The sequence below is a fragment of the Streptomyces sp. MS191 genome (assembly GCF_008042125.1).
Lineage (GTDB): Bacteria > Actinomycetota > Actinomycetes > Streptomycetales > Streptomycetaceae > Streptomyces.
In genome coordinates, this window is sequence record NZ_RDBI01000035.1 from 109440 (window position 1) to 134252 (window position 24813).

25 protein-coding genes are annotated in these 24813 nt (G+C 72.8%); 14 read left to right on the top strand and 11 right to left on the bottom strand.

Translation table 11 applies throughout. The features are described 5' to 3' along the window. Positions 1-269: 269 nt before the first annotated feature. On the top strand, positions 270-1913 hold the full coding sequence (locus EAO71_RS05145; RefSeq protein WP_187282564.1) for an ABC-F family ATP-binding cassette domain-containing protein: 1644 nt from the start codon (positions 270-272) through the stop codon (positions 1911-1913). 371 nt (positions 1914-2284) lie between these two features. Next, positions 2285-3259, top strand: a complete 975-nt coding sequence (locus tag EAO71_RS05150) for an acyl-ACP desaturase (protein WP_147976564.1) — start codon at positions 2285-2287, stop codon at positions 3257-3259. Between the two features lie 17 nt (positions 3260-3276). On the opposite strand, the gene EAO71_RS05155 is transcribed toward EAO71_RS05150, so the two are convergent. After that, a complete protein-coding gene (locus EAO71_RS05155) occupies positions 3277-4602 on the bottom strand; it encodes an SDR family NAD(P)-dependent oxidoreductase (RefSeq protein ID WP_147976565.1) in 1326 nt (441 codons plus the stop codon). Between the two features lie 111 nt (positions 4603-4713). Between EAO71_RS05155 and EAO71_RS05160 the strand changes: the two genes are divergently transcribed. The 3 genes from EAO71_RS05160 to EAO71_RS05170 are packed head-to-tail and all read left to right on the top strand — an operon-like array spanning position 4714 to position 6915. Beyond that, the gene (locus tag EAO71_RS05160) at positions 4714-5013 is read left to right on the top strand and encodes a hypothetical protein (protein ID WP_147976566.1); all 300 of its coding nucleotides are present in this window, start codon (positions 4714-4716) and stop codon (positions 5011-5013) included. Next, positions 5006-6208 carry a hypothetical protein gene (locus EAO71_RS05165; RefSeq protein ID WP_147976567.1) on the top strand — a complete coding sequence of 401 codons (1203 nt, stop codon included), beginning with the start codon at positions 5006-5008 and terminating at the stop codon, positions 6206-6208. The genes EAO71_RS05160 and EAO71_RS05165 overlap by 8 nt, the downstream gene beginning before the upstream one ends. 11 nt (positions 6209-6219) lie before the next feature. Continuing rightward, the gene (locus tag EAO71_RS05170; protein WP_147976568.1) at positions 6220-6915 is read left to right on the top strand and encodes a hypothetical protein; all 696 of its coding nucleotides are present in this window, start codon (positions 6220-6222) and stop codon (positions 6913-6915) included. A gap of 69 nt (positions 6916-6984) precedes the next feature. On the opposite strand, the gene EAO71_RS05175 is transcribed toward EAO71_RS05170, so the two are convergent. The 4 genes from EAO71_RS05175 to ligD all read right to left on the bottom strand — a co-directional run bounded on the left by EAO71_RS05175 (position 6985) and on the right by ligD (position 9908). Further along, entirely contained in the window at positions 6985-7242 is a 258-nt protein-coding gene (locus tag EAO71_RS05175) for a WhiB family transcriptional regulator (RefSeq protein ID WP_147976569.1), read from the bottom strand. Positions 7243-7416: 174 nt separating this feature from the next. After that, positions 7417-7581: a hypothetical protein gene (locus tag EAO71_RS37495; protein WP_187282565.1), complete on the bottom strand. Its 165-nt coding sequence runs from the start codon at positions 7579-7581 to the stop codon at positions 7417-7419. Positions 7582-7848: 267 nt separating this feature from the next. Beyond that, positions 7849-8730 (bottom strand): alpha/beta fold hydrolase, encoded by an 882-nt coding sequence (locus EAO71_RS05185; protein WP_147976570.1) that lies wholly within the window; start codon positions 8728-8730, stop codon positions 7849-7851. A 158-nt stretch (positions 8731-8888) separates the two neighbouring features. Continuing rightward, complete coding sequence (gene ligD, locus EAO71_RS05190; RefSeq protein WP_147976571.1) at positions 8889-9908, bottom strand: non-homologous end-joining DNA ligase; 1020 nt, start codon at positions 9906-9908, stop codon at positions 8889-8891. A gap of 52 nt (positions 9909-9960) precedes the next feature. Here ligD and EAO71_RS05195 point away from each other — a divergent pair, with 52 nt between their 5' ends. The 3 genes from EAO71_RS05195 (at position 9961) to EAO71_RS05205 (ending at position 14141) form a co-directional block, all read left to right on the top strand. After that, entirely contained in the window at positions 9961-11022 is a 1062-nt protein-coding gene (locus EAO71_RS05195) for an ATP-dependent DNA ligase (RefSeq protein WP_147976572.1), read from the top strand. 605 nt (positions 11023-11627) lie between these two features. Next, the gene (locus EAO71_RS05200; RefSeq protein WP_384866583.1) at positions 11628-11825 is read left to right on the top strand and encodes a hypothetical protein; all 198 of its coding nucleotides are present in this window, start codon (positions 11628-11630) and stop codon (positions 11823-11825) included. A 231-nt stretch (positions 11826-12056) separates the two neighbouring features. Continuing rightward, positions 12057-14141 carry an MDR family MFS transporter gene (locus EAO71_RS05205; RefSeq protein ID WP_147976574.1) on the top strand — a complete coding sequence of 695 codons (2085 nt, stop codon included), beginning with the start codon at positions 12057-12059 and terminating at the stop codon, positions 14139-14141. Positions 14142-14165: 24 nt separating this feature from the next. Here the strand turns inward: EAO71_RS05205 and EAO71_RS05210 are convergent, their stop codons facing one another. After that, entirely contained in the window at positions 14166-14570 is a 405-nt protein-coding gene (locus EAO71_RS05210) for a YchJ family protein (RefSeq protein WP_261992008.1), read from the bottom strand. Here EAO71_RS05210 and EAO71_RS05215 point away from each other — a divergent pair. After that, entirely contained in the window at positions 14487-16055 is a 1569-nt protein-coding gene (locus EAO71_RS05215) for a hydroxysqualene dehydroxylase (protein WP_147976576.1), read from the top strand. The two genes, EAO71_RS05210 and EAO71_RS05215, sit on opposite strands and share 84 nt — an antisense overlap. 37 nt (positions 16056-16092) lie before the next feature. Here EAO71_RS05215 and EAO71_RS05220 read toward each other — a convergent pair whose 3' ends face one another. Then, entirely contained in the window at positions 16093-16479 is a 387-nt protein-coding gene (locus EAO71_RS05220; RefSeq protein ID WP_147976577.1) for a VOC family protein, read from the bottom strand. 17 nt (positions 16480-16496) lie between these two features. Here EAO71_RS05220 and EAO71_RS05225 point away from each other — a divergent pair, with 17 nt between their 5' ends. Beyond that, the gene (locus EAO71_RS05225; protein ID WP_147976578.1) at positions 16497-17840 is read left to right on the top strand and encodes a 6-phospho-beta-glucosidase; all 1344 of its coding nucleotides are present in this window, start codon (positions 16497-16499) and stop codon (positions 17838-17840) included. Between the two features lie 68 nt (positions 17841-17908). Beyond that, entirely contained in the window at positions 17909-19810 is a 1902-nt protein-coding gene (locus EAO71_RS05230; protein WP_147976579.1) for a M64 family metallopeptidase, read from the top strand. An 88-nt stretch (positions 19811-19898) separates the two neighbouring features. On the opposite strand, the gene EAO71_RS05235 is transcribed toward EAO71_RS05230, so the two are convergent. The 3 genes from EAO71_RS05235 to EAO71_RS05245 all read right to left on the bottom strand — a co-directional run bounded on the left by EAO71_RS05235 (position 19899) and on the right by EAO71_RS05245 (position 21892). Then, positions 19899-20705: an SAM-dependent methyltransferase gene (locus EAO71_RS05235; protein ID WP_147976580.1), complete on the bottom strand. Its 807-nt coding sequence runs from the start codon at positions 20703-20705 to the stop codon at positions 19899-19901. A 77-nt stretch (positions 20706-20782) separates the two neighbouring features. Continuing rightward, entirely contained in the window at positions 20783-21019 is a 237-nt protein-coding gene (locus tag EAO71_RS05240; protein ID WP_137992288.1) for a DUF397 domain-containing protein, read from the bottom strand. After that, positions 21020-21892, bottom strand: a complete 873-nt coding sequence (locus tag EAO71_RS05245) for a helix-turn-helix domain-containing protein (RefSeq protein WP_147976581.1) — start codon at positions 21890-21892, stop codon at positions 21020-21022. It abuts the gene before it with no gap. Between the two features lie 257 nt (positions 21893-22149). Between EAO71_RS05245 and EAO71_RS05250 the strand changes: the two genes are divergently transcribed. Genes EAO71_RS05250 through EAO71_RS05260 form a run of 3 tightly spaced genes read left to right on the top strand, consistent with a single transcriptional unit; the run spans position 22150 to position 23817 of the window. Continuing rightward, positions 22150-22575: an ATP-binding protein gene (locus tag EAO71_RS05250; protein ID WP_147976664.1), complete on the top strand. Its 426-nt coding sequence runs from the start codon at positions 22150-22152 to the stop codon at positions 22573-22575. A 5-nt stretch (positions 22576-22580) separates the two neighbouring features. Beyond that, positions 22581-22985, top strand: coding sequence for a hypothetical protein (locus EAO71_RS05255; protein ID WP_187282566.1), 405 nt, complete (start codon positions 22581-22583; stop codon positions 22983-22985). A 52-nt stretch (positions 22986-23037) separates the two neighbouring features. Continuing rightward, positions 23038-23817 (top strand): class I SAM-dependent methyltransferase, encoded by a 780-nt coding sequence (locus EAO71_RS05260; RefSeq protein ID WP_147976583.1) that lies wholly within the window; start codon positions 23038-23040, stop codon positions 23815-23817. Here EAO71_RS05260 and EAO71_RS05265 read toward each other — a convergent pair. After that, the gene (locus EAO71_RS05265) at positions 23783-24811 is read right to left on the bottom strand and encodes a TolB-like translocation protein (RefSeq protein ID WP_147976665.1); all 1029 of its coding nucleotides are present in this window, start codon (positions 24809-24811) and stop codon (positions 23783-23785) included. The genes EAO71_RS05260 and EAO71_RS05265 overlap by 35 nt on opposite strands. Between the last annotated feature and the right edge of the window lie 2 nt (positions 24812-24813).

The following is a 24813-nucleotide window of genomic DNA, read 5'->3' on the forward strand; positions in this document are numbered from 1 at the left end:
GACGGGCACGGCCCGCCGCCCCTCCCGCTAATTCGATTGCCCGCCCTCCGCGCCCGGCGTACGGTCCGTACTGGCCCTGTTGTCGCCCGATCGGAGATAGGCCGTTGCTCGTCTGAGGTTCGAGACACCGAGCCGCGCGTGCCGCCCTGAGCGCCGCGTGTGCCGTCTTCGACCCTCGGCGTACGAGTACGAGCTTTCCGCTTGGCTGCCCGCGCCTCCGGTGTCTCACCCGTTGCCCCAGCCCACGCTCTTGCAACAGGGAGGCCCTCGTGGCAGTCCGCCCCACTTTCATCACCTGCTCGTCCCTCTTCTTCTCCTGGCCTGACGGCACACCCGTCCTGGACGACTTCCGGCTCGCCGTCGGCCCCGGCCGGACCGGTCTGGTCGGTCTCAACGGCTCCGGCAAGTCGACGCTCCTCAAGCTGATCGCCGGTGAGCTGTCCCCCGCGTCCGGCACGATCCGCACGCTCGGCGAGGTCGGCCACCTTCCGCAGAACGTGGTGCTGGACACCGCGATGCGGGTCGACGAGGCACTGGGCATCGCCGGCGTCCGGGCCGCCCTGCACGCCATCGAGGCCGGCGATCCGGCCGAGGAGCACTTCGCGGCGGTCGGCGACGACTGGGACGTCGAGGAACGCGCCCGGGCCACGCTGGACGAGCTCGGTCTCGGCCACGTCGGCCTCGACCGCACGATCGGCGAGGTGTCGGGCGGCGAGTCCGTACTGCTGCGTCTCGCGGCACTGCTGCTCGCCCGGCCCGAGATCCTGCTGCTCGACGAGCCGACGAACAACCTCGACCTGCACGCGCGGCACCGGCTGTACGAGGCCGTCGACGCCTGGTCGGGCGTCCTGGTGGTGGTCAGCCACGACCGTGAACTCCTGGAGCGGGTCGACCAGATCGCCGACCTGCGGGACGGCGAGGTCACCTGGTACGGCGGCGCCTACTCCGCGTACGAGGAGGCCCTGGCGGCCGAACAGGACGCGGCGCAGCGGATGGTGCGGGTCGCCGAGGCCGACGTGCAGCGGCAGAAGCGCGAACTGTCGGACGCGCACATGAAGTTGGCGCGGCGCAAGCGGTTCGCGCAGAAGAGCGCCCAGAACAAGGTGGTGCCGAAGATCGTCGCCAACAACCGCAAGAGCGAGGCGCAGGTGTCGGCGGGCAAGCACCGCGCCCTGCACGCCGAGCGGCTCGACGCGGCGCGCGAGCGGCTCGACGCCGCCGTGGACGCGGTGCGGGACGACGACGAGATCCGGATCGAGCTGCCGCGCACGGTCGTCCATCCGGGCCGCGGCGTGCTGGAGCTGCGCGACCTGGAGCTGCGGTACGGGGCCCGGGTGAGCGGTGGGTTCGAGCTGCGCGGCCCGGAGCGGATCGCCCTGGTGGGCCGGAACGGAGCGGGCAAGACGACGCTGCTGCGGACGATCGCCGGGGAGCTGGAGCCGGTGGCGGGCGAGGCGCTGGCGCAGGTTCCGTTGCGCTTCCTGCCGCAGCGGCTCGACGTGCTCGACGAGGACCGGAGCGTGGTGGACAACGTCGCCCGCTTCGCGCCCGACGCGACGGCGAACGAGATCCGGGCGAGGCTCGCGCGGTTCCTCTTCCGGGGGGCACGCGCGGATCAGCCGGCCGGGACGCTGTCGGGCGGCGAGCGCTTCCGCGCGACGCTGGCGGCGCTGCTGCTGGCCGACCCGGCGCCGCAGCTGCTGATGCTGGACGAGCCGACGAACAACCTGGACATGGCGAGCGTCGCCAAGCTGACGGCGGCGCTGGAGGCGTACGAGGGGGCGCTGATCGTGGCGAGCCACGACGTGCCCTTCCTGGAGTCGCTGGGGATCACCCGGTGGCTGCTGCTCGACGGCGAGCTGCGGCCGACGACGGCGGAGGCGGTGCGGGAGGGCCTGACGGMGACCCACTGAGCCCGGGGCACCCGGGACACCCGCTCCGGCGGCACCGGTCGCCCCGTCCGCCCCACGTTCCTCTTGGGGCACGACCAGGGCGTGCGTCCCGGACCGAGCCCGCTCCCCCGCGGCCCACGCGGGCGGAGCGGGCCGTCTGCTCTGTGTAGCCGTGATCGTCGCCCCCTGGACGCCCCGGCGGCGACACATCGGCGTGACCTGGGTCTCCGTCGCCCCTCACAACCGCTCACGAGCTGCGCACATAACGCAACGTAATCGGACATCGCCAAGCCGGGCTTGGCCCAGCCCTCACGCGGCCTTTAACCTACGGTTTCGTAACCTACGAGTGCGTAAGTAATTCCGCTTCCCCTCCTCCGTCCCCAGGAGTCCCCGTGACGCTCACCTCTCCCCACCTCGGCAGCCCGACCGGGTGGACCGACGCCCGGTTGCTGTACGCGCTGGAAGAAGTGGTGGAGAAGGAACTCAACCGGCACCTCAAGGTCACCAAGGACTGGATGCCGCACGAGTACGTCCCGTGGTCGGACGCCCGGAACTTCCCCGGCTTCTTCGAGGACGGCGAGGCGTGGGACCCGTCCCAGTCCAAGGTCACCGACATCGGCAAGATCGCCCTCGTGGTGAACCTGCTCACCGAGGACAACCTGCCCAGCTACCACCACGAGATCGCCTCGCTCTTCGGCCGCGACGGCGCCTGGGGCACCTGGGTGCACCGCTGGACCGCGGAGGAGGGCCGCCACGGCATCGTCATGCGCGACTACCTGCTGGCCTCGCGCGCGGTCGACCCGGACAAGCTGGAGCAGTTCCGGATGGCCCACATGAGCGAGGGCTTCGAGTCCGACAACCGGCACTCGATGCTGCACTCGATCGCGTACGTCTCCTTCCAGGAGCTCGCCACCCGGATCTCGCACCGCAACACCGGCCACCAGTCGGGCGACCCCGTCTGCGACCGGATGCTGGCGCGCATCGCGACCGACGAGAACCTGCACATGGTCTTCTACCGCAACCTGCTGAGCGCGGCCTTCGAGCTCGCCCCCGACCTGACCATGCAGGCCGTGCGGGACGTGGTCGTGAACTTCCGGATGCCCGGACACGGCATGCCCGGCTTCGAGCGGGCGGCGGCGCAGATGGCGATCGGCGAGATCTACAACATGCGCATCCACCACGACGACGTGCTGCAGCCGGTGCTCCGCTTCCTCAAGGTCCTGCAGATCGGCGGCCTCGGCCCGGAGGGCCTGAAGGCCCAGGAGGAGCTGGGCCTCTACATGACGGGCCTGGACGACGAGGCGAGCAAGTTCGACGCGAAGCTCGCGGCCCGCAAGGCCCGCATGGCGGCCCGCGCGGCGGGCTGACCGCTCGGCCCACCGGACTACCAGGCCGCCTCCTGGTAGTCCTTGAGGAACACGCCCGACGACGGCTCCCCCGCCTCGCCGCGCACGATCGGGTCGTAGACCCGGGCCGCGCCGTCGACGACGTCCAGCGGGGTGCGGGTCCCGACGGCGGCGATCCGCGCCTTGCGGGGCGCCGGGTTCTCGTCGGTGATCCAGCCCGTGTCCACGCTGCACATGTGAACGCCCTGCGCGGCCAGTTCGGCCCCGCTGGTGCGGGTGAGCATGTTGAGGGCGGCCTTCGCCATGTTGGTGTGGGGGTGGCCGCCCGTCTTGTTCCGCACGGTGAAGCGGCCCTCCACGGCCGACACGTTGACGATGTAGCGGCGCGGTCTCGGTGAGGCCAGGAGCAGCGGCAGCAGCCGGTCGCAGAGCAGCGTCGGCGCGAGGGCGTTGACCAGCTGGGCCTCCAGCACCTCGGCCGGGTCGAGCTCCCCGAGCCGTACGGACCACGAGTTGTGCGGCGAGGCGTCCGGCAGCAGCCCGGCCTCGTCCGGCTCCAGCCCGGCGAGCACGGGGACGCGGTCGGCCCGCTCGTACCCCGGCGCCGGGATCACCCCCGGCGGCAGCTCCCCGCGCTCCCCCGCCGCGAGCAGGGCGTACGCCTCCGGGGGCCGGCGTATCGTCTGGGCCGCGTTGTTGACGAGGATGTCCAGGGGCCGCCCCTCCGCGTTCAGCCGCTCGCACAGTCCGAGCACCTGACGGGGGTCGCGCAGGTCGATGGCGACGACGCTGAGCCGGTCCCGCCACCGCTCGCTGCCCTCGACCGCGTGGAAGCGGCGCAGGGTGTCGTGCGGGAAGCGGCTGGTGACGAGCAGCTCGGCCCCGTCGCGCAGCATCATCAGCGCCAGCTGGAACCCGATCTTCACCCGGCCGCCGGTGAGCAGCGCGCGGCGGCCGGTGAGGTCCGTGCTCAGGGCGCGCCGGGCCGTGTTGTCGACGGCGCAGGGCGGGCAGAGACGGTGGTAGAAGGCGTCGGCCCGTCGATAGGACGACTTGCAGACATAGCAGTGCCGCGTCCGGACGTAGTTCCCCGGGGAGCCGGCTCCGGTGGCCGCCAGCGGCGCGTCCTCACGCCGTTCGAGCGCTCCGGTCATGGTGCGCGCGTCGAGCGCGGCGTCGGCGGCGGCCCGCTCGGCACGCCGGGCCTTGCGGCGCTTGTTGCGGCTCTCGCGGCTGAAGGTCGCGGCGATCTCCTCGCCGCGCATCCGGGCGGGATCTCCCAGCGGCAGGCTCCGCAGCCTGTCGATCGTGCGGCCGAAGGCGGCCAGCTCCTCGTCCGTGACGCGCGTGTGGTGGGGCTCCATGGACACTCATCGTAGTGAGGTGGGCACGTCGTCAGCATCCGGTTATCGCCTCACCCGCCGGTGTGACCAGCATTTCTCCGCCGCGCCGATGATCTGCCAGGGTGGTCGCCCATGGATCGTGATCTTCAGGTGGACGCCGATCAGTTGGGCCGTTTCTCGCATGCCCTCGACTCCTCGCTGACGTCGCTCGCCGCGGCGAGACGGGCCCTGGAGCACGCCCGGGCCGACCAGTTGGGGACGAAGGAGCTCGACGAGGCGTGCGACGGCTTCCAGCAGCGCTGGAAGTACGGGGCGGAGCAGCTGGGTGCCCGGATCGGCGAGGTGCGCACGGGAGTGCGTCTCAGCCACGCCGGCTACACCGAGCTGAACCGCGCGATCGAGGCGGCCTTCCGGGCGGTGGAGCGTGGCTGACCGGGACTTCCCGCACCTCGGCTGGGACCCGGCGCCGGGCAGCCCGCCGGAGATCGCCGCCCTGCGGGCGAAGCTGTCGGCGTCGGCCGGGTCGCTCGGCACCGCGCACCGCCTGGTGGACCGGCTGCTGTCGGAGAGCGCGGGGTGGCGGGGCGAGGCGGCGGACGCGTTCCGCGACGCCCTCGCCGGCGACCTGCCCCGCCATCTGGGGAACGCCCACCGGTCGTTGACGAAGGCGGCCGGCCGCCTGGGTGCCTGGCACGACGCGCTGGTGGGCTACCAGTCGACCGCCCGCTCCTACGAGACCCGGGCCGGCCTCGACGCGGAAGCGGTCCGCAGGTCCGAGGCGGCCTGGCGGACGGCCTCCGCCCCGGGCGCGGACACCCCCGAGCCGGAGCTGAGGCGCGCCTCGGCGGACCTGACCAAGGCGCGGCAGGCGCTGGACCACGTCCGCCGCAAGGCCCGTGAGCTGGAGGAGACCCACCGGACGCAGGCCGGCGCCATCGCGAAGTCCCTGAACGAGGCGACGGACAAGCTGGCCCCCAGGGAGCCCGGCTGGCTGGACAAGGGCCTGGACTGGCTCGACGAGAACCTGGGCGACACGCTCAGCCTCACCTCGGCGCTGCTCGGCCTGGTCGCGGTCTTCGCGACCGGAGGGCTCGTCGTCCCGCTGCTGTTCGCCGCTGCCGGGCTCAGCCTCGCCGCGCTGGCACTGCACGCGGGGGACCCGAAGATCCGTACCGCGCTGAAGGGCGGCTTCACCGAAGGCCGCTTCGACAGCCGGTTCTTCAGCGCCACGGCGACGCTCGCCGGCGACGCGGTGGGCGCGGTGCCGGGCCTCGGTGCGGTGGCCCAGGGCGCCAAGGGCGCCCGGGCGGCGACCGGGTTCGGCGAGGGGGTCCGCACCTTCGGCCGGTCCTCCACCACCGCCCTGCGGGAGTTCGACGCCGCGCCCAGACCGGTGACGGAGTGGGCCGTACGGCGCGTGGGCCCGGGAGCCCGGACGCCGGTCAACGCCGCCTTCGCGGGCACCGGGACGCTGACGGCCGCGAGCGGTGTGGCGGCGCCCGACGACGACCGCCTCGCGCGCGACGGGGCCACCGGTGTCGACGCGGCGCGGCTCGGGAGTTCCGAGATCCCCGCCTACTGGACGCACGCCCGCGACATGGGCCGCGCCGCCGGGACCGTCCGTTGAGGAGGACCGCCGTGCGGGACCCGGACGCCGTCTGGTTCCGGCTGCCGCCCGGCTACGTCGACCTCGACCTCGACGCACTGGAGCCGCTCCGGGACGGGCTGCTCGCCGACTGGGCGACGCTGTGCGCCGACCCGGACCGTGCGGCCCGCGCGGCACGGGAGTCCCGGGCGCTCTTCGGCGTGCTGGAGCAGTTGCGCGATCGGGGCGTCCTGCACACGGCGATCGGGCTCCACGCGGGCGACGGGACGCGGGAGGGCGGGGCGCCGGGCCGGGAGGCGCGGGACGAGGCGCGGGTATCGGTGTTCTCGCTGTCCGAGGTCGAGACGGGCGCGCCGAGCTCCGCAGCGGCGGCCGCCCGGTGCGCGCTGGATCTGGCCACGGCGGGCCTCGGCGACGTGTGGGAGTCCGGACTGGTCGACCTGCCGTGCGGCACTCCCGCCGCGCTCGTGACCTCGCTGCTGCCGGGGCGGCCCGACGGCGTGGACGGTCCCGTGCCACGGGCGTTCCAGGCACGTCTCGCGATCGCCCGGCCGCGCGGCTCGCGCGTCGTCGTCGCCGACCTCACCACCGCGCACCCCGCCGAGGCGGCGGCGTACACGGACATCCTGCTGGCCGTCGGCGGTACGGTCCGCTTCACCGAACCGGAGGGCCCGGCCGAGCCGGACACCGCGCCGGCCCGCAGCCGGCTGCTCGACGTCCTGCTGTGACGGGAGCCCGTGCCGTCCCCGCGCCCCGGCGGTGCCGGGGCGGCCACGGGTGGGCCTCGTGAGGGTCGTTCAGCCCTGTCGGCGCTTCAGGCGGAACCGTTCCTTCTCCGAGAGTCCGCCCCAGACCCCGAAGCGCTCGTCGTGTGTCAGCGCGTACTCCAGGCACGCCACGCGCCCCTCGCAGGCGCCGCAGAGCTGCTTCGCCTCGCGGGTGGAGGAACCGGGCGCCGGGAAGAAGAACTCCGGGCCGGCCTGGGCGCACAGGGCGTTCTCCTGCCAGGACATGTCGGGCTCCGGTGCGGTCAGTACGGTCGTGTCGGTCTGCATGGCGTACACGCTGCCCGAGGGTCGTAAACGAGCCATCAACGTTCGATCAATGCGGCGCGCCGTAAGGGTTTGCCACGGCCTGGCGCGTCGGCGATGATCGGCACATGACGACCAGAAAGGCCCATGCGCCGTAGGCGCCCCGCTCGCCTCTCCTCCGTTCGCGGCCCCCGGGGCTCAGCCGCCGATGTCGAACACCGCCCACTCGGTGGACGGTTCCTCCAGGACGTAGGCCCTGCCGCCGCGGCAGACGATCCGGCGGCGGCCGAGGGAGCCGCCGTCGGGCGGACACGGCGCCTCGGAGGGGCGCGCCACGAACATCCGCGAGTACCGCGAGATCATCCGTCATCTGCACGGGACACGGCGCCTCGGAGGGGCGCGCCACGAACATCCGCGAGTACCGCGAGATCATCCGTCATCTGCACGCCGAGCACGGTGACTTCGAGGCCGTGATCGCCCACTCCTTCGGAGTGCTCGCCGCCCCGGCGGCGCACACCCCCCGCGGAGGGCCGTCGGGGCGCCTTCCAGGAGCGCGCCCGGGCCAGTTTTCCGGACACGTCTCCGGGCCTTGCCCGGCACCTGTTCCGGCGTCATCGGGGGGCGCGCGGCTCATCCCGCGGCCGGCACCCCGCTCGGGCTGAGCGCGGGCGCCGTCACGAAGCGCACGGCCTCCGCGACGACCTCCGGGTCGGCGAGGATCCGGCGGTGACCGAGCCCCTCGGTGACCACCAGGCGGGCCCCGGTGCCGTGGGCGCGGGCGAGCGCCCGGGACTGGGCCGGCGGCACCATGTCGTCCTGCGCGTCATGGAACAGCAGGACGGGCGCGGCGAGTTCCTCGGGCGCGTGGGTGGCGCTCAGCCGCCGCCAGATGTCGGGCTCGTCGGGGAAGAGCGTCGTCTCCACGTGACCGCGCATCCCGTCGATGACCCGCTCGTCCAGACCGAGACCGGTCCGGAACCCCTCGACGAGCCAGTCGAAGCGGCCGACACCGCCGAGGCCGACGAACCGCTCGGTCCGTACCCCGTCGCGGAGCGCGAAGAGGGCGGCGAGCACTCCGAAGGAGTGGGCGATCACGGCCTCGAAGTCACCGTGCTCGGCGTGCAGATGACGGATGATCTCGCGGTACTCGCGGATGTTCGTGGCGCGCCCCTCCGAGGCGCCGTGTCCCGGGCCGTCGAACAGGACGGGGCTGTAGCCCTGTTCACGCAGGGCCCGGACGAAGGCGGCGAAGCGCGATCCGCGCGACGACCAGCCGTGGACCAGCAGGACGGGGCGGGAGCCGTCGCCCCAGGCGTAGGTGACGACCCCCTTGCCCCGCACCTCCAGCCGGCCCGGGCGCGCCTCGGCGAGCAACCGCTCCTCCTCCGGCCGCAGCCTTGCCCGGCCCTGCGGGCGGACGAAGAGGTGGAAGGCGGCACGTCCGGCGAGTCCGGGGGCCAGGCGGGCGGCGGCGTTCAGCGAGGTGCGCAGGAGTGGAACCAGGGGATGCATGCCGGATCTCCTCGGTCGGCCGGAGCGATGAGAAAATGCTAGCACGATCGTTCGTGTTGTTTTAGTGCCGCAGCGGCACCCCCGGCATCGACCCCCCGGCCGGCGGGCAGGACGAACCCGACCGGGGCGGGGCTCGCCGCCGGTCGCCCGCTTCGCCGTCAGTCGGTCTTCTTCGCCCGGCTGGGCTGCACCCGCTTCGGCTCCCCCGGCATCTTGGGGTACTCCGGCGGGTACGGCAGGTCGCCCAGGCCGTGATCGGCCTCGTCCCGCCGGGCCACTTCCAGCAGGCTCTCCAGACTGAAGCGCCGGTCGTCCATGTCCGCGTGGACGTCGCCGACCTCGGCGTAGCGCGCGGGCATCGTCCTGATGTCGAAGTCCCGCGGCACCGCGTCGTCGATCTCGTCCCAGCGGAGCGGCGCCGAGACCGGTGCGTGCGGGCGGGGCCGTACGGAGTAGGCGGAGGCGATGGTGCGGTCGCGGGCGGTCTGGTTGTAGTCGACGAAGATCCGTTCGCCCCGCTCCTCCTTCCACCACTTGATGGTGACCCGGTCGGGCATCCGGCGCTCCAGCTGCCGGCCGCAGGCGATGGCGGCCCGCCGCACCTGGGTGAAGGTCCACCGGGGTTCGATCGGCACGAAGACGTGCAGGCCGCGCCCGCCGGAGGTCTTGGGCCAGCCGCGCAGCCCGACTTCGTCGAGCACGGCCCTCAGCTCGTGGGCGGCGCGGACCGCGTCGGCGTAGTCCGTGCCCGGCTGCGGGTCGAGGTCGATGCGCAGCTCGTCGGGGTGGTCGGTGTCCTCGCGGCGCACCGGCCACGGATGGAAGGTGACGGCGCCCTGGTTGGCGGCCCACAGGACGGCCGCCGGCTCGGTCGGGCACATCTCGTCGGCGGACCGGCCACTGGGGAAGGTGATGTGCGCGGTCGGGATCCAGTCGGGCATGTACGTGGGGGCGCGCTTCTGGAAGAACGACTCGCCCGTCACCCCGTCGGGGTAGCGCTCCAGCGTCGTCGGGCGGTCGCGCAGCGCACGGGTGATGCCGTCGCCGACCGCCAGGTAGTAGGTGACCATGTCGAGCTTGGTGTAGCCGGGTTCGGGAAAGTACACCTTGTCGGGATGGGACACACGGACCGTCCGGTCGCCGACTTCCAGTTCCACCGCTGCCGCCTTGCCTGCCATGCCCGCCAGCGTAGGGCTCGCCGACATTCCCCGCATACCGGACAATCGCTGCATGGATCTGCCGGTGATGCCGCCCGTGAAGCCGATGCTGGCCAAGGCCGTCAAGAAGATTCCGCCGGGCATGCAGTACGAGGCCAAGTGGGACGGCTTCCGTGCCCTCGTCCACCGCGACGGCCCCGAGCTCGTCATCGGCAGCCGCACCGGCAAGCCCCTGACGCGGTACTTCCCCGAGCTGGTGGAGGCGCTGGCGCCCCGGTTGCCCCAGCGGTGCGTGGTCGACGGGGAGATCGTCATCGAACACGACGGCAGGCTCGACTTCGACCGGCTCTCCGAGCGCATCCACCCCGCCGCGTCGCGGGTGCGGATGCTGGCGGAGACGACTCCCGCCCGGTTCATCGCCTTCGACCTGCTCGCCCTCGGTGACGACTCCCTCCTGAACACTCCGCTGACCGAGCGCAGGGCGGCGCTGGAGGAGGCCCTGCGCGGGGTCGACGCCCCGGTCCATCTGGCCCCGGCGACCCGGGACCCCGAGGTGGCGGCGCGCTGGTTCGAGCAGTACGAGGGGGCCGGGCTCGACGGGGTGATCGCCAAACCGCTGGACCTGCCGTACCGCCCGGACGCCCGGCTGATGTACAAGATCAAGCACGAGCGGACGGCCGACGTGGTCGTGGCCGGCTACCGCTTCCACAAGAGCGGCCCGGTCGTCGGTTCGCTGCTGCTCGGCCTGTACGACGACACCGGCCGGCTCCAGCACGTCGGCGTCTGCGCGGCGTTCACCGCGAAGCGCCGCGAGGAGCTGGTCGCGGAGCTGGAGCCGCTGCGGATGGACCCGCCGGACGGGCACCCGTGGGCGGCGTGGACGGACGAGTCCGCGCACGAGGGCGCCCGGCTGCCGGGAGCGCCGAGCCGCTGGTCGGGGAAGAAGGACCTGTCATGGGTGGCGCTGCGGCCGGAGCGGGTGTGCGAGGTGGGCTACGACCACATGGAGGGCGACCGGTTCCGGCACACGGCCCAGTTCAAGCGGTGGCGGCCGGACCGCGCGCCGGAGTCCTGCGGCTACACCCAGCTGGAGGAGCCGGTCTCCTACGACCTGGCCGAGGTACTGGCTCCCTGAGGGGCGCCACGCCGGTCACGCCGCATCCGGCCCCACCGGGCAGTCAACCGACCCACGCACAAGCAGAATCCAACCGTCCGGACAGGATCGGCCGGACGGGATCGACCGCACCCGGGCGAGCACCGGGCCGGCGGCGGCCCGCCCCGCGAGGCCTCCTCGACCCACCCGGGTCGTCCAGCGGTCAACCGCCTCGGCGCCGCGCCAAACCCGGAAACGGCCCGAGAAGAGCGTGAGATGCTTCACATTCACCGACGGCGCGTCAGGGCCCCATCCCCCCTCTCCCGACGTCTTGTTCGACGAACGTCCGAGCGATCGCGAGGCGCCGGCCGCGGGGAAGATCGCGCCACGCTCCCCGCACCTGCGAGAACGCACCGGACCGCCCCGGGGCCCGGGTGATCCACCGGCCCGCGGCCGGGCCGCACGCCCCGCCGAAGGGTCCGCGACCCGTTGCGACGCGGGGACAACCCCGTCGACGAACCCGGAACCCCATCCGGTACGTATGTAGGAGAGAGACCCCACCTCGCCTCCGGACCCACAAGGACTGACCCGTGATCACCTCGCCCGCACCCCTCGTTCCCGTCCCGATCCCCGACCGCGTGGCCGCGATGATCGGGTCGTGTCTGCCGCTGCACGTCCTGCAGGCAGAGGTCGACGCCGACAGCGCGGCGCGCGAGGTGTACCGGTTCCGCGGACCGCTGTGCGCGGAGGACCGCGCGGACCGCGAGCACGCCCTGTCGGCGCTGGCCCGGGCCAACAAGATCCTCGCCAAACACCACCCGCTGCTGCCGGTGCTCCCGAACTGACACACCCCGCCGGCGGCCCGGCCCGGCCCGGAAGGCGCGCCCCGGGCCGAGTCCCACCGGGTGCCTCCGTACCGCCGAACCCGCTCGCACCGGCCGGCCCCCCGGGCGCCCCGGGCGAGCGTGCGGCGGGGACTCCGCGCAGCTCACCGCTCCGCCGAGGGCGCCCGTCCGCCGCACCGGTTCGGCCGTGCCCCGCATGCGTGCCGCGTCCCCCGGTGTGAGGCTGCGAGGGTGACCACCACCAGCGAAGCCGCCCCCGCGCCTCCGGCGACCGAGCCCCCGGTGCTCGACGGCCGCCGCCGCAACATCGTCTTCGGCACGATCATGCTCGGCGTGCTCCTCGCCGCGCTGGACCAGACGATCGTCGGCACGGCGCTGCCCACGATCGTCGCGGACCTGGGCGGCGCCGCCCACATGTCCTGGGTGGTCACCGCCTACCTGCTGGCCGAGACCGTCGCCACCGTGCTCGTCGGCAAGTTCGGCGACCTCTTCGGCCGCAAGGTGATCTTCCAGATCTCCGCGATCGTCTTCATCACCGGTTCGTTCCTGTGCGGCCTCGCCACCAACATGAGCCTGCTGATCACCTGGCGCGGGCTCCAGGGCATCGGCGCGGGCGGTCTGATGGTGACCTCCATGGCCCTCATCGCCGACGTGATCCCGCTGCGCGACCGCGGCAAGTACCAGGGTGCGATCGGCGCGGTCTTCGGCGTCTCGACGGTCATCGGCCCGCTGCTCGGCGGTCTGTTCACCGACCACCTCACCTGGCGCTGGGCCTTCTACGTGAACGTGCCGATCGCGATCCTGGTCGTCATCGCGGCGGCCCGCACGATCCCCTCCGTACGCTCCGCGAGCCGCCCGGTCATCGACTACGCGGGCATCGCGCTCGTCGCCGCCGGTTCGAGCGCCCTCATCCTGGCGACCAGCTGGGGCGGCAACGAGTACGCCTGGGGCTCCGCCGTCATCATCGGCCTCTTCGCCGGCGGCCTGATCGCCCTCGCCCTCTTCTGCTGGGTCGAGACCCGGGCCGCCGAACCGATGCTCCCCATGCGCCTGTTCGCGAATCCGGTGTTCACCGTCTGCTCCGTACTGAGCTTCGTGGTCGGCTTCGCGATGCTCGGTTCGATGACGTTCCTGCCCTCGTACCTCCAGTACGTCGACGGCGACTCGGCGACGATCTCCGGCATCCGGACCCTCCCCATGGTGGTCGGCCTGCTGATCGCCTCGATCTACAGCGGCAACGTGGTCAGCAAGACGGGCACCTACCGGATCTTCCCGATCGTGGGCTGCGCGGTGATGGGACTCGGGCTCTTCCTGCTGTCGCTGATGGGCACCGGCACCAGCGCCTGGCTGGAGTCGCTGTACATGTTCGTGCTCGGCGTCGGCATCGGCCTGTGCATGCAGGTGCTGACGATCGCCGTGCAGAACACGGTCGAGTACGCCGACCTCGGCACGGCCACCTCGGGCGTCACCTTCTTCCGCACGCTCGGCAGCTCGTTCGGCACGGCCGTCTTCGGCACCATCTACACCAACTCCCTCGGGCCCAACCTGAGCCAGGGGATCGCGGAGGCGGCGGCGGTCGCCGGCGCCGGCGACGCGGCGGCGATCGCCGTGGCCGCGCGGAGCCCCGCCGGGGTGCACGGACTGCCGGACGAGGTGGCGGCGCCCATCGTCCAGGCGTACGCGGACACGCTCCACACGGTCTTCCTCTGGACGGTGCCGGTGGCGGCCGTCGGCTTCGTGGTGGCGCTCTTCCTCAAGCAGGTCCCGCTCCGGGACTCCGCCCGGGCCGCCGCTCCCGACATGGGCGAGGGCTTCGGCTCACCCACCATGTCCGGCGACTCGGCCAAACTGCTGGAACTCTCCGTCGGCCGGATCATGCGCCGGATGGATCTGGCGACGGCCCGGGGAGTCGTCTCCGGCTCGGACACCCGGCTCGACACCGCGGGCGCGTGGGCGGTGATGCAGGTCGAACTCTTCACCCGGATGGTCGGTCACGCCAGCCTCGGCCTGATCTCGGCGGGCCGGCGGGTACCCCCGGAGGTCCTGCTGCCGGTCTTCGACCGCATGGTGGACGAGGGCTATCTGACCCGGGAGGGCAACCTGTTCTCCCACACGGCGGCCGGCAGGCGCGAGGCGCAGGTCATCACCCTCGCCTGGTCGGACTGGCTGAGTGAGCGGATCGAGCGGGAGCGCGGCCGGCCGAGCGGACCCGAACTGCGGGCCGCGACGGACGCCATCGCGAAGAAGCTCGTCGCGGAGGACCTGGCGAACGGTCTGCCGCGCGGCCCCCGCGAGCCGGTCGGCGTCACCTCCTGACCGCGCCGACGCGGGGCGCGGGCCTCACTCGACGAAGTCGCCGTCCACGTAGACCCAGGCACCCTCGTGCCGGGTGAAGCGGCTGCGCTCGTGGAGCGCGCCCTCCTCGCCGCCGTGCGTGAAGCGGGCGACGAACGTCACCGTGCCCTGCCCGTGGAAGGCGGAGCCGTCCGTGGTCTCGCGGATCTCCAGGCCCCGCCAGCGCAGCGACGGGTCGAAGTCGACCTCGCCGGGCCGGGTCTCCGGTGCCCAGGTGCGCAGCAGGTACGGCTCGTCGCGGACGACGAAGGCGCTGTAGCGCGAGCGCATGAGGAGCTCGGCGGTGGGCGCGGCGGCGGTGCCCGCGTGGAAGCGCCCGCAGCAGTCCCCGTACACCGCTGCGAGGCCGCAGGGGCATGCGGCGGACGGCGCCCGCTCCCCGCCGAGCACGGCTTCCGGTTCATCCCGGGCATCTACCACAACCTCCCCGACACCCTGCGGCGCATCCCCTTCCCCGGGAACGCGAACGGCGTCTGGGACAACCTCGTCGCGCCGGCCGAGATGTCCTTCGCCCGCAGCGGCCGCGAGGACCTGCGCATCCCGCTCCCCTGGCCCGGGCACCGGCCGGCCGAGCTCACCCTCGACGAGATCCGCCGCGCGCTCACCGCGCTCCTGGACACCGCCGGATCCATCCCCCTCCACGAGACCGCCTACTTCGTGAACCGGTTCCTGGTCTTCCTGACCAGTTGCGACGAGCGGCGGGACCAGGTGTGGGAGCGCACGCCCTGGTGGGAGTTCCTGCGCGCCGACCGGATGAGCTACGACTACCAGCGCATCCTCGCGGTGGGACTGACCCGCAACATCGTGGCGACCAAGGCCGAGGAGGCCAGCACCCGCACGGTCGCCACCCTCCTGGAGGCCTTCGCCTTCAACGCGCTGGGGCGCGGCGCCGACGGTCCCCTCGACCGGATCCTGAACCTGCCCACCAACGAGGCCTGGATCGACCCCTGGGTGGACCATCTGACCGGCCTGGGCGTGGAGTTCCGGATCGGCTGGACCGTCCGGGAGCTGGCGTACGACTCCGGGGCCCGGCGGATCGGGGCGGCCGTCGTGGAGGACCCGCAGGGCGCCACGCACCGGGTGACCGCGGACCACTACGTCTGCGCCATGCCGGTCGAGCACGCCCGCCGTACCTGGGGCGCGGCGCTGCGCGCGGCCGACCCGCAGCTGGCCCGGTGCGACCGGCTGGAGACGGACTGGATGACGGGCATCCAGTTCTATCTGACCGAGCGGGCACCGCTGCTCGCCGGGCACGCCAACTGCATCGACTCCCCCTGGTCCCTGACGGCCATCCAGCAGGCGCGGCACTGGCCGGCGCGCGACTTCGCGGCCGACTACGGCGACGGGGCGGTCGTGGACTGCCTCTCGGTGGACATCTCCGAGTGGGACCGGCCGGGGATCCTCTACGGGAAGACCGCCAAGCAGTGCACGCGCGCGGAGGTGGCCCGGGAGGTGTGGGCGCAGCTGAAGGCGGCGTTCAACGACACCGGCCGCACGGTCCTGAAGGACGGCGCCCTGCACTCCTGGTTCCTGGACCCGGGCGTGGACGGTCTCGGCACCCCGAACCCGACCAACGAGGACCAGTTGCTGATCCATCCGGTCGGCACCTTCCACAACCGGCCGCGGGCCGCCACCGCCGTCCCCAACCTCTACCTCGCCGGCGACTACGTGGCCGTGGACATCGACCTGGCGACGATGGAGGGCGCGAACGCCTCCGCCCGGCAGGCCGTCAACGCGCTGCTCGACCGTACGGGGTCGGCCGCGGCCCGCTGCGCGGTGCGGCCGCTCTTCCGGGCGCCGGAACTGGAGGGCCTGAAGCGCCACGACCGCATCCGGTACCGTCTCGGCCTGCCGCACGCGCTCGACGTGGGCTGAGCCCCGGAGGCACCGGACCCCGCAACGGCCCCGCGCGTCAGGGCCGGTAGCGGAGCGGGTGGTCCTCGGGCACCTCGACGACGGCGATGCGGACCCCGTCGGGGTCCGCGATCCACATCTCGACCAGTCCCCAGGGTTCGGTCACCGGCTCCCGCAGGATCTCGACACCCCTCTCCCGCAGCTCCTCGTGCACGGCGCGCACGTCGGCGACCTGGAGCCAGAGCCGGAGCTCCGGCGAGGGCGCCGGGGCGTCGGCGCGCCCGGAGACCTCCAGGAAACCGCCGCCCAGGAAGTAGACCGTGCCGCGCTGCGGGCCGGTGCCGAACTCGCGGTGGACCGCCAGCCCCAGCGTCTCCCCGTAGAAGCGCCGGGAGCGCTCGGGGTCGGCGGGCCGCAGGAGGATCCGGCTGCTCAGTACGTGCATCCGAGTAGCGTACGACCATGAAACTGACGATTCTCGGAGGCGGCGGATTCCGGGTCCCGCTGGTGTACGGAGCCCTGCTCGGCGACCACGCGGAGGGGCGGGTCACCCACGTCACGCTGCACGATCTCGACGCGGGCCGGCTCTCGGCGATCGCCCGGGTCCTCGCCGAACAGGGCGCGGGGGTGCCGGACGCGCCGGTGGTCACGGCGACGACGGACCTCGACGAGGCCCTGCGCGGGGCGGACTTCGTCTTCTCCGCGATCCGCGTCGGCGGGCTGGAGGGCAGGGCGGCGGACGAGCGGATCGCGCTCGCCGAGGGGGTCCTCGGCCAGGAGACCGTCGGGGCGGGCGGCATCGCGTACGGGCTGCGCACGGTGCCGGTCGCGACGCACGTCGCGCGGCGCGTCGCCGCGCTGGCGCCGGACGCCTGGGTCATCAACTTCACCAACCCCGCCGGTCTGGTCACCGAGGCGATGTCCCGGGTGCTGGGCGACCGGGTCGTCGGCATCTGCGACTCCCCCGTGGGACTGGGCCGCCGGGTCGCCCGGATCCTGGGGGCGGACCCGGACGAGGCGTGGATCGACTACGTGGGGCTCAACCACCTGGGCTGGCTGCGGGGCCTGCACGTCGGGGGCCGCGACCAGCTGCCCCGGCTGCTCGCGGACGAGCAGGCGCTCGGCTCCTTCGAGGAGGGCCGGCTCTTCGGCCCCGAGTGGCTCCGCTCGCTGGGCGCGATCCCCAACGAGTACCTGCACTACTACTACTTCAACCGCGAGGCGGTGCACGCCTACCGGCAGGCGGAACGGACGCGCGGCGCCTACCTGCTGGACCAGCAGGCGGGTTTCTACCGGGAGATGGGCAAGGCCGACACGCCCCCGCTGGCCGCCTGGCACCGCACGCTGGCCGACCGCGAGGCCACCTACATGGCGGCCAACCGGGAGGCGGCCGGGATCGGCGAGCGCGACGAGGAGGACCTGGAGTCGGGCGGCTACGAGAAGGTCGCACTGGCGCTCATGCGGGCCGTCGCGCGCAACGAGCGCGCCACGCTGATCCTCAACGTCCGCAATCGCGGGACGCTTTCGGTGCTCGACGCGGACGCGGTCGTCGAGGTGCCGTGCTTCGTGGACGCGACGGGCGCCCACCCGGTGACCGTGGCTCCCCTGCCGTACCACGCGGTGGGGCTGGTGACGGCGGTCAAGGGCGTGGAGCGGGAGGTCCTGGCGGCGGCGGAGAGCGGCTCACGGGCGACGGCGGTCAAGGCCTTCGCGCTGCACCCACTGGTGGACTCCGTCGCGGTGGCCCGGCGCCTGCTGGACGGATACACGGACGAGCACCCGGGTCTGGCCTATCTGCGAAGCTGACATGGACGGCCGATGACGGCCGACGGACATCTTTACGTCACTCGGGGCGCGGCCTACGCTCGCGCCCCATGACCTCACATGGCATACGTTTCCGGCGTGCGCGAAGGACGGTGGCCCGGCTCACCGTGGGCTGTCTGCTGACCGTCGGTCTGGTGGGAGCCGGACCGGCGGTCGTCGCCGCCCCGACGGTCGCGGACACCGCGACCGTGGTCCCCGTCCAGACCACCGGCCCCGCCGAGAAGCGCTTCAACCTGGTGGTCATGGGCGACGGCTACACGGCCGAGGAGATGCCGCGGTTCCGCGCCGACGTCGAGAAGCACCTGAACGTGCTGTGGAGCGTCGAACCCTTCGCCTCGTACCGCTCGTACGTCAACGTGTGGGCGGTGGAGGTCCCTTCGCGCGAGTCGGGAGTCGACTGCGACCCCGCGCTGGACGCCCCGCGCCGGGACACCGCCCTGGGCATGGGCTTCTGGGGCGGCTGCGACCCCGGCAGCGTGCAGCGGCTGCTCACGGTGGACAGCCGGCTCGCCGGCGCCCTGGCCGACCTCGTGCCCGGGACGACGGGAGCCAACCGCCAGATCGTCGCCCTCGCGCACAGCGACACCTACGGCGGAGCGGGCGGCAGTTACGCCACCGCGTCCGGCGGGAACGCCCTCTCCGCGCTGATCACCCCGCACGAGATCGGGCATTCGCTGGGCAAGCTGCAGGACGAGTACGACTACTACGCACGGGGTGTCCCGGGCGGGGCCTACTCGGGGCCCGAGCCGTCCTCGGCCCACCACACCCTGCTCACGGAGGAGCAGATGCGCGCGCAGCGCGCCAAGTGGTGGCGCTGGCTGGGCGAGGAGAGCGAGTCGGGCGGCGTCCTCGGCCGCCACGAGGGCGGGATGTACAGCACCCAGGGGGTGTGGCGGCCGAGCCGGCACTCGCTGATGAAGACCCTCGGCTACGCCTTCGACCAGGTGGAGCGGGAGGTGATGGTCCAGGCGATCTCGGCCAAGGTGGACCTGGTCCAGGACCACACGGACAACTCCGCCCCGCTGGGCGCCGACCGCACCGTCTGGGTGGACACCCTGCACCCCGTGGGCGGTGAACTGTCGGTCCGCTGGCGGCTGGACGGCCGGCAGCTGGCCACCGGCGGCTCCCGCACCGTGGACCTGCGGAACCTGCGCCTCTCCCCCGGCACCCACACCCTGACCGCGACCGTGAGCGACCCGACCCCGTTCGTCCGGGACCCGGCGGTCCGCGCCTCGGCGGCGCTCACCCGGACCGTGAGCTGGACCGTGGACACCCGCGCGACCACTCCGGTCCAGGAGACGGAGGCCGCGTTCACGGGGCACACCGCGACCAGGGCCCCGGTCGGCGCGCGGTCCGTCGTGTACGCCGACACCACCCATCCGACGCGCCGCACGCTCTCCGTGCGCTGGACCCTCGACGGCCGTGCCGTCGCCGACGACGGCAACGACCGTGATCTCGACCTGCGTTCGCTGCGCCTGTCCCCCGGCACGCACACGCTGACCGCCCGGATCCCGGGCAGCCGCGCCGAGTCGACCTGGACGGTCGACGCCCGGCCGGCGACGGCGGCGTACGAACTGTCGAAGCCGCTGCGGACCGTGCACCGGCCGGGCGGAGCCGTCGAGTACGTCTACGACGGCGCGTTCACCATGCGGCTGACGGCCCGGGACGACCGGCCGGGCACGGTGGTGAGCCAGTTCCGGGTGGACGGCGACGGCTGGTACACGTACTACGGCTGGCCGACGGACGCCGCGGCACCCTTCCGCTTCTCGCCGTCGGGCACGGTCGTCGACGACCTCGTGTACGGCAAGCTGGGCCGCAGCCGGGCCGTGCCGTGGGACGACGCGACACCGGACTACGGCACGCACACGGTGGAGTACCGGACGATCGACGCCGCCGGGAACGTGGGCGCCCCCTCGTCGTTCCGGGTCACCCTGGTGAAGCCGGCCGCGTAGCCCGCCGGCCCGGTCGACCGGCAGGAGAAGGGGCCCGCAGCCCTCACGGTCTGCGGGCCCCTTCCGTGGAGGGACGGGTGGGACGCGGTCAGGGCTTGCGGCCGACCGCGGCCCAGCCCGGAATCGGGTCGTCGCCGATGACCGGGACGGGCTCGCCCAGCTCGGGGTGCCACTCGGCCGTGAGCGAGACACCGGGCTCGACGAACTCGAGTCCGTCGAAGAACGCGGCCAGCTCGTCGCGCGACCGGGGCCGCAGGGTCAGGCCGCGCGCCCGGTACATCCCCGCGGCCTTCGCGGCGCCCTCCGGATCGAAGTCCCCGGTGACGTGCGAGAGCACCAGGTAGCTGCCGGGCGCGAGCTTCTCCACGAGCTTGCCGACCAGGTCGTACGCCCCGTCCTCGTCGCCCACGAAGTGCAGCAGGGCGAGCATGGAGAGGGCTATCGGCTGGTCGAAATCAAGGACTTTTCCAGCCCTTTCGAGGATCATCTCGGGCTCTCGGGCGTCCGCCTGGATGTACTCGGTGGCCCCCTCGGGGGTCGAGCGCAGCAGGGCGGCCGCGTGCGCGAGCACGATCGGGTCGTTGTCGCAGTAGACGATCCGCGACTCGGGCGCCACCTGCTGGGCTATCTGGTGCAGGTTGGGCTCGGTCGGGATGCCGGTGCCGATGTCCAGGTACTGGCGTACGCCGTTGGCGCCGAGCCAGCGGATGGCGCGGTGCATGAAGGCCCGGTTGACCCGGGCCATGTCCCGGCCCCGGGCGTCGACCGTGAGCAGCTGCCGGGCCATCTCCTCGTCGACCGGGTAGTTGTCCTTGCCGCCCAGGAACCAGTCGTACATCCGCGCGGGATGCGGCTTGCTGGTGTCGATCCTTACGGCTGCGGGGTCCTGGGTCATCGGGGCTCCTGGTCGGCGGAGAGAACTACTGGCACTGCAGCAAGAGTTACGCGACGAGCGGGGTGTGACGGAAGAGGTCAGGTGAGCAGAAAGTCTGCCTGACCTGATTTCGCTCCCTGGATGAAGGCGGCGATCTCGCCGTGGGTGTAGATGAGGGCGGGGCCTTCAGGGTCTGCGGACTGTCGCACGGCGACTCTGCCGTCGGCCAGCTTCATGGCCTCCACGCAGTTGCCCCCGTTCCCGCCGCTCCACGGCTTGTGCCAGCCTTCGGCACCGAGATCCGCGGCGGGCATGCCGTTGTATATGCGATCCATTCACAGCTCCTTGCGGAGATTCCGGAGAATCTCCTTCGTGCGTTGTGCAGTCGCGGCCTGGGCCGCCATGCGGTCCATGACCTCGAGATGGGAGGCCACCTCCGGGCGCGCGTCGAGGTAGACGGCGCCGGTCAGGTACTCGCTGTAGACCATGTCCGGGAGTTCGGGCATGGCGAAGCGGAAGAGGACGAACGGTCCGTAGGTGCCGGGGTGGTGGCCGGACGCGAACTCCGCGATCTGCAGGGTGACGTTCGGCAGCTCGGACGCTTCGAGCAGCCGGTCGAGCTGGTCGCGCATCACTTCGGGCCCGTCGCCGACCGGTCGGCGGAACACCGTCTCGTCCATGATCACCCAGAACTTCGGGGCGTCGTCCCTGGTCAGCAGGGACTGGCGCTCCATCCGCAGGGCTACATGCCGCTCGGTGTCCTCGTCGTTCTCGGCATCTCTGCCGCCGACCGCCCCGCTGCGCAGAATGGCGCGGGCGTACCCCTCGGTCTGGAGCAGACCGGGGACGAACTGCGGTTCGTACGCCCGGATGAGGCTCGCGGCCCCCTCCAGGCTGACGTACATGGAGAACCAGCCGGGCAGCACGTCGTGGAACCGCTGCCACCAGCCGGGGAGGTTGGCCTCCTCGGCGAGGGCGACGAAGCCCTCCGCCTCGGAGTCGGTGATGCCGTACGCCTTCAGCAGGAGCTGTACGTACGGGATCTTCAGCGCGACTTCCGCGGTCTCCATGCGCCGGATCGTCGCCGGAGCGACGCGGAGGACCTTGGCGGCCTCCTCCCGCTTCAGGCCGGCCCGCTCGCGGAGATCCTGCAGACGCTTGCCGAGAACGACCTGTCCCACCGTGGGGGCGGACCGCGGCTCGCTCACTCTCAGACCTCCCCGACGCGCTGTTTCGACCGAGTGTGCCATGAACAGGGCCAGAGAGAACACAGCACTCTGCAATTTTCAGAGTGCCACTTGCCAAGTGTCCGCGTCGGGAGCACAGTATTCCGGTGAACCAGTACGTGCTGCTGTCGTGCGCCGTCACGACCGTCGCGCTGTACGGCACTGCTTACCCACTGTTGTGAGGACCGGTCGTGGCTTCTGGTAACGCGCTTCCCCCAGGTCTCATGGGCCCCCGCGTCATGACCCAGCGCCCACATACCGCCACCTCCCGGCGCTTCGCCTTCGAGCTGCCCGCCCGCACGGAATCCGTCTCGCGCGCCCGCAGGCTGGCCGAGGAACGCCTCATCCTGTGGGGCTGCGACCCCGACATACGCGACACGGTGACGCTGATCGTCTCCGAGCTGGTGACCAACGCCGTCGTCCACACCGCGAGCAGCTACGTCGTCTGCGAACTGCGCGAAGGGGAAGAGCAGTTGCGGATAGCGGTACGGGACGAGGGAGGCGCGGCGGACCCGCGCATACGCGACTGCGGCGAGGACGAGCGAGGCCGCGGCCTGCTCCTCGTGGACGGCCTCTGCAGCGCCTGGGGCGCCGACCGCACCGGCCACGGCACGGCCAGAGTCGTCTGGGCGGAGCTCGCCCACGGCATGGGCAACCCGTGCTGAGGTCGATGGCGACCCTGCTGAACTCCAGGGGACGCAGGCCCACCGGCTCCGCCTCGACCCGGCTGATCGTCCCCTCGGGCCTCAGCACCGCCCTGGGCTGCGACGCCGTCGGAGTGCCCGCGCGGCACGGCTTCCGCGTCCTGTCCCGCCTCCCCTCCAAGGGCTGTGTCTACGCGGACACGGACTGGTGGTGGTGGCTCGTCCCCGCCGGCTCCGACCTCGACCTGACCTGGCCGCTGCCGGCCTGCTACGCCCCGGGGGCGGACATCCCCGACCGCGGCCCGCGGCTCATCCACCGGCCCGACGGCACCTCCCCGTACACCCCTCCGATCCCGCTCTACCTGCTGGCCTGCCAGCTCACCGGGATCACCCCGTCCTGGAACGTCCCGCCCGTACGCTCCGCGCTCTAGGCATCACCGCGAGCGACACCCGGGCCGCGAGGTGACGGCGTAGGGTCGGTGCATGTTCACCCCCCGGGGCCCGAGCCTCCGTGAGCTGACCGTCCAGGCGCTGTCCTCGGTGGAGCACGGCTACGACCTGCTCGCGTCGAAGTTCGACGAGACACCCTTCCGGACCTCGGACCGCCTCCTGGAGGCGGTGACGGACACCCTGCGCCCGCTGGGCCCCTTCGGCGCCGGACTGGACCTGTGCTGCGGCACCGGCGCGGGCCTGCCCGTCCTGGACGCGCTCTGCACCGGCCGGACCACGGGCGTCGACTTCAGCGCGGGCATGCTCGCCGAGGCCCGCGCGGCGCATCCCGCGGCCGATCTGGTCCGCGCGGACGCCCTGGCCCTCCCCTTCGCCGGGGCCTTCGACCTTGCGGTCAGCTTCGGCGCCTTCGGGCACTTCCTGCCGGCGCAGCAGACCCGGCTCTTCGCCCAGGTGCACACCGCGCTGCGGCCGGGCGGCACCTTCGCCTTCCCGCTGCCCGCGCCGCCGCGCGTCGGCTCGCCGCTCTGGTGGACGCTGCTCGGCTTCGACGGTGCGATGAGGGTCAGGAACGCCCTGTGGCGGCCCCCCTTCGTCATGTACTACCGGACCTTCCGCCTGGCGGACGTCCGGGCCGGCCTCACCGGGGCGGGCTTCGCCGTGGAGACCCTCCCCATGGAGTCCCTGGGCAGGCGCGAGGACGGCAGCCCGCGCTGCCGGATGGTGGTGGCGCGCCGGACGGCGGAGCGACGGGCGGCCCCCGCCGCTCCGCGGGCCGTCACCGCAGGCGTGACGGGGAGAGCCCGTCCTTGAGCAGGACGCGCGGGGCGCCGGTGCCGTCGGCCGGGACCGTCCAGACGTCGTGGGCGTCCTTCTGGCCGCCCTCCCCCGGCAGGGCGTAGGCCAGGGTGCGGTCGTCGAGCCAGAGCGCCTGGTCGTCGACGCTGCGGCGCTCGGCCAGCGGTGTCGACTTCATCGTGCGCAGGTCGAGCACGTGCTCGCGCCAGAGCGCGGCGGTCCCGAGCACGCGCTTCTTGTAGGCGATCCGGGTGCCGTCCGGGGAGAGCGAGGGGCATTCCACGTTCTGTGCGAGGGTGGTGACCGTGCGCCGCGCGAGGGAGCCGCGGACCAGGTAGGTGTGCTTGCCGGTGCTCAGGGTGGCGTAGAAGGTGTCGTCGTCGGCCGTGAAGGTGACGCCCCAGAAGTTGACGTCGGCCGCCCGGTAGGGCTTGCCGTCCAGGGTGACGGCGAACTCCTCCAGGCTGGGCACGAGCTTCCAGCCGCGGGTGTCCAGGATCGCGGTGCGGGTGGAGAAGAAGGCGGTCCCGTAGGACTCGCCGTTGACGAAGACGGTCCAGGCGATCAGCCTGCCGCTGGGCGAGACCCGGGCGCGGCTGGGGATGCCGGCGAGGGGATACGTCTTCACCGTGCGCAGGTCCGCGTCCAGGATCCGGGCGCGGTAGTTCTGCTGGGCCACGCCGGTCGAGGACTGGAGGCAGACGCCGGTGCCCCGGGCGGTGTGGAAGCGGAGGCAGCTGACGCCGGAGGCCGTGCGGGTGGCGCCGGTGGGGTCGGCCGACGGGACGGTGACGAGTTCGTCCCGGTGCGGGCCGGCGGCCGTGTTGCGGAAGACCAGCCGCTCGGCCTGACCCAGCGTCACCTTGCCCTCGGTGACGGCCGGTCCGCCGGCCCGGGGCCGGTTCCGCCGGTCGGCCTCGTCGGCCGCCCGCAGGACGGACCAGGCTCCGACTCCGCCGAGCAGCACGATCGCGAGGGCCAGGATCAGCAGGCGACGCTGCGGGGTCAGGT

What these genes read in the sequence shown, in the direction of transcription:
- EAO71_RS05155 (WP_147976565.1), bottom strand. Translation starts at nt 4,602, where the DNA reads ATGGAGCCCCACCACACGCGCGTCACGGACGAGGAGCTGGCCGCCTTC.
- EAO71_RS05160 (WP_147976566.1), top strand. Translation starts at nt 4,714, where the DNA reads ATGGATCGTGATCTTCAGGTGGACGCCGATCAGTTGGGCCGTTTCTCG.
- EAO71_RS05175 (WP_147976569.1), bottom strand. Translation starts at nt 7,242, where the DNA reads ATGCAGACCGACACGACCGTACTGACCGCACCGGAGCCCGACATGTCC.
- EAO71_RS37495 (WP_187282565.1), bottom strand. Translation starts at nt 7,581, where the DNA reads ATGATCTCGCGGTACTCGCGGATGTTCGTGGCGCGCCCCTCCGAGGCG.
- EAO71_RS05185 (WP_147976570.1), bottom strand. Translation starts at nt 8,730, where the DNA reads ATGCATCCCCTGGTTCCACTCCTGCGCACCTCGCTGAACGCCGCCGCC.
- ligD (WP_147976571.1), bottom strand. Translation starts at nt 9,908, where the DNA reads ATGGCAGGCAAGGCGGCAGCGGTGGAACTGGAAGTCGGCGACCGGACG.
- EAO71_RS05195 (WP_147976572.1), top strand. Translation starts at nt 9,961, where the DNA reads ATGGATCTGCCGGTGATGCCGCCCGTGAAGCCGATGCTGGCCAAGGCC.
- EAO71_RS05200 (WP_384866583.1), top strand. Translation starts at nt 11,628, where the DNA reads ATGATCGGGTCGTGTCTGCCGCTGCACGTCCTGCAGGCAGAGGTCGAC.
- EAO71_RS05220 (WP_147976577.1), bottom strand. Translation starts at nt 16,479, where the DNA reads ATGCACGTACTGAGCAGCCGGATCCTCCTGCGGCCCGCCGACCCCGAG.
- EAO71_RS05225 (WP_147976578.1), top strand. Translation starts at nt 16,497, where the DNA reads ATGAAACTGACGATTCTCGGAGGCGGCGGATTCCGGGTCCCGCTGGTG.
- EAO71_RS05230 (WP_147976579.1), top strand. Translation starts at nt 17,909, where the DNA reads ATGACCTCACATGGCATACGTTTCCGGCGTGCGCGAAGGACGGTGGCC.
- EAO71_RS05235 (WP_147976580.1), bottom strand. Translation starts at nt 20,705, where the DNA reads ATGACCCAGGACCCCGCAGCCGTAAGGATCGACACCAGCAAGCCGCAT.
- EAO71_RS05240 (WP_137992288.1), bottom strand. Translation starts at nt 21,019, where the DNA reads ATGGATCGCATATACAACGGCATGCCCGCCGCGGATCTCGGTGCCGAA.
- EAO71_RS05250 (WP_147976664.1), top strand. Translation starts at nt 22,150, where the DNA reads ATGACCCAGCGCCCACATACCGCCACCTCCCGGCGCTTCGCCTTCGAG.
- EAO71_RS05255 (WP_187282566.1), top strand. Translation starts at nt 22,581, where the DNA reads ATGGCGACCCTGCTGAACTCCAGGGGACGCAGGCCCACCGGCTCCGCC.
- EAO71_RS05260 (WP_147976583.1), top strand. Translation starts at nt 23,038, where the DNA reads ATGTTCACCCCCCGGGGCCCGAGCCTCCGTGAGCTGACCGTCCAGGCG.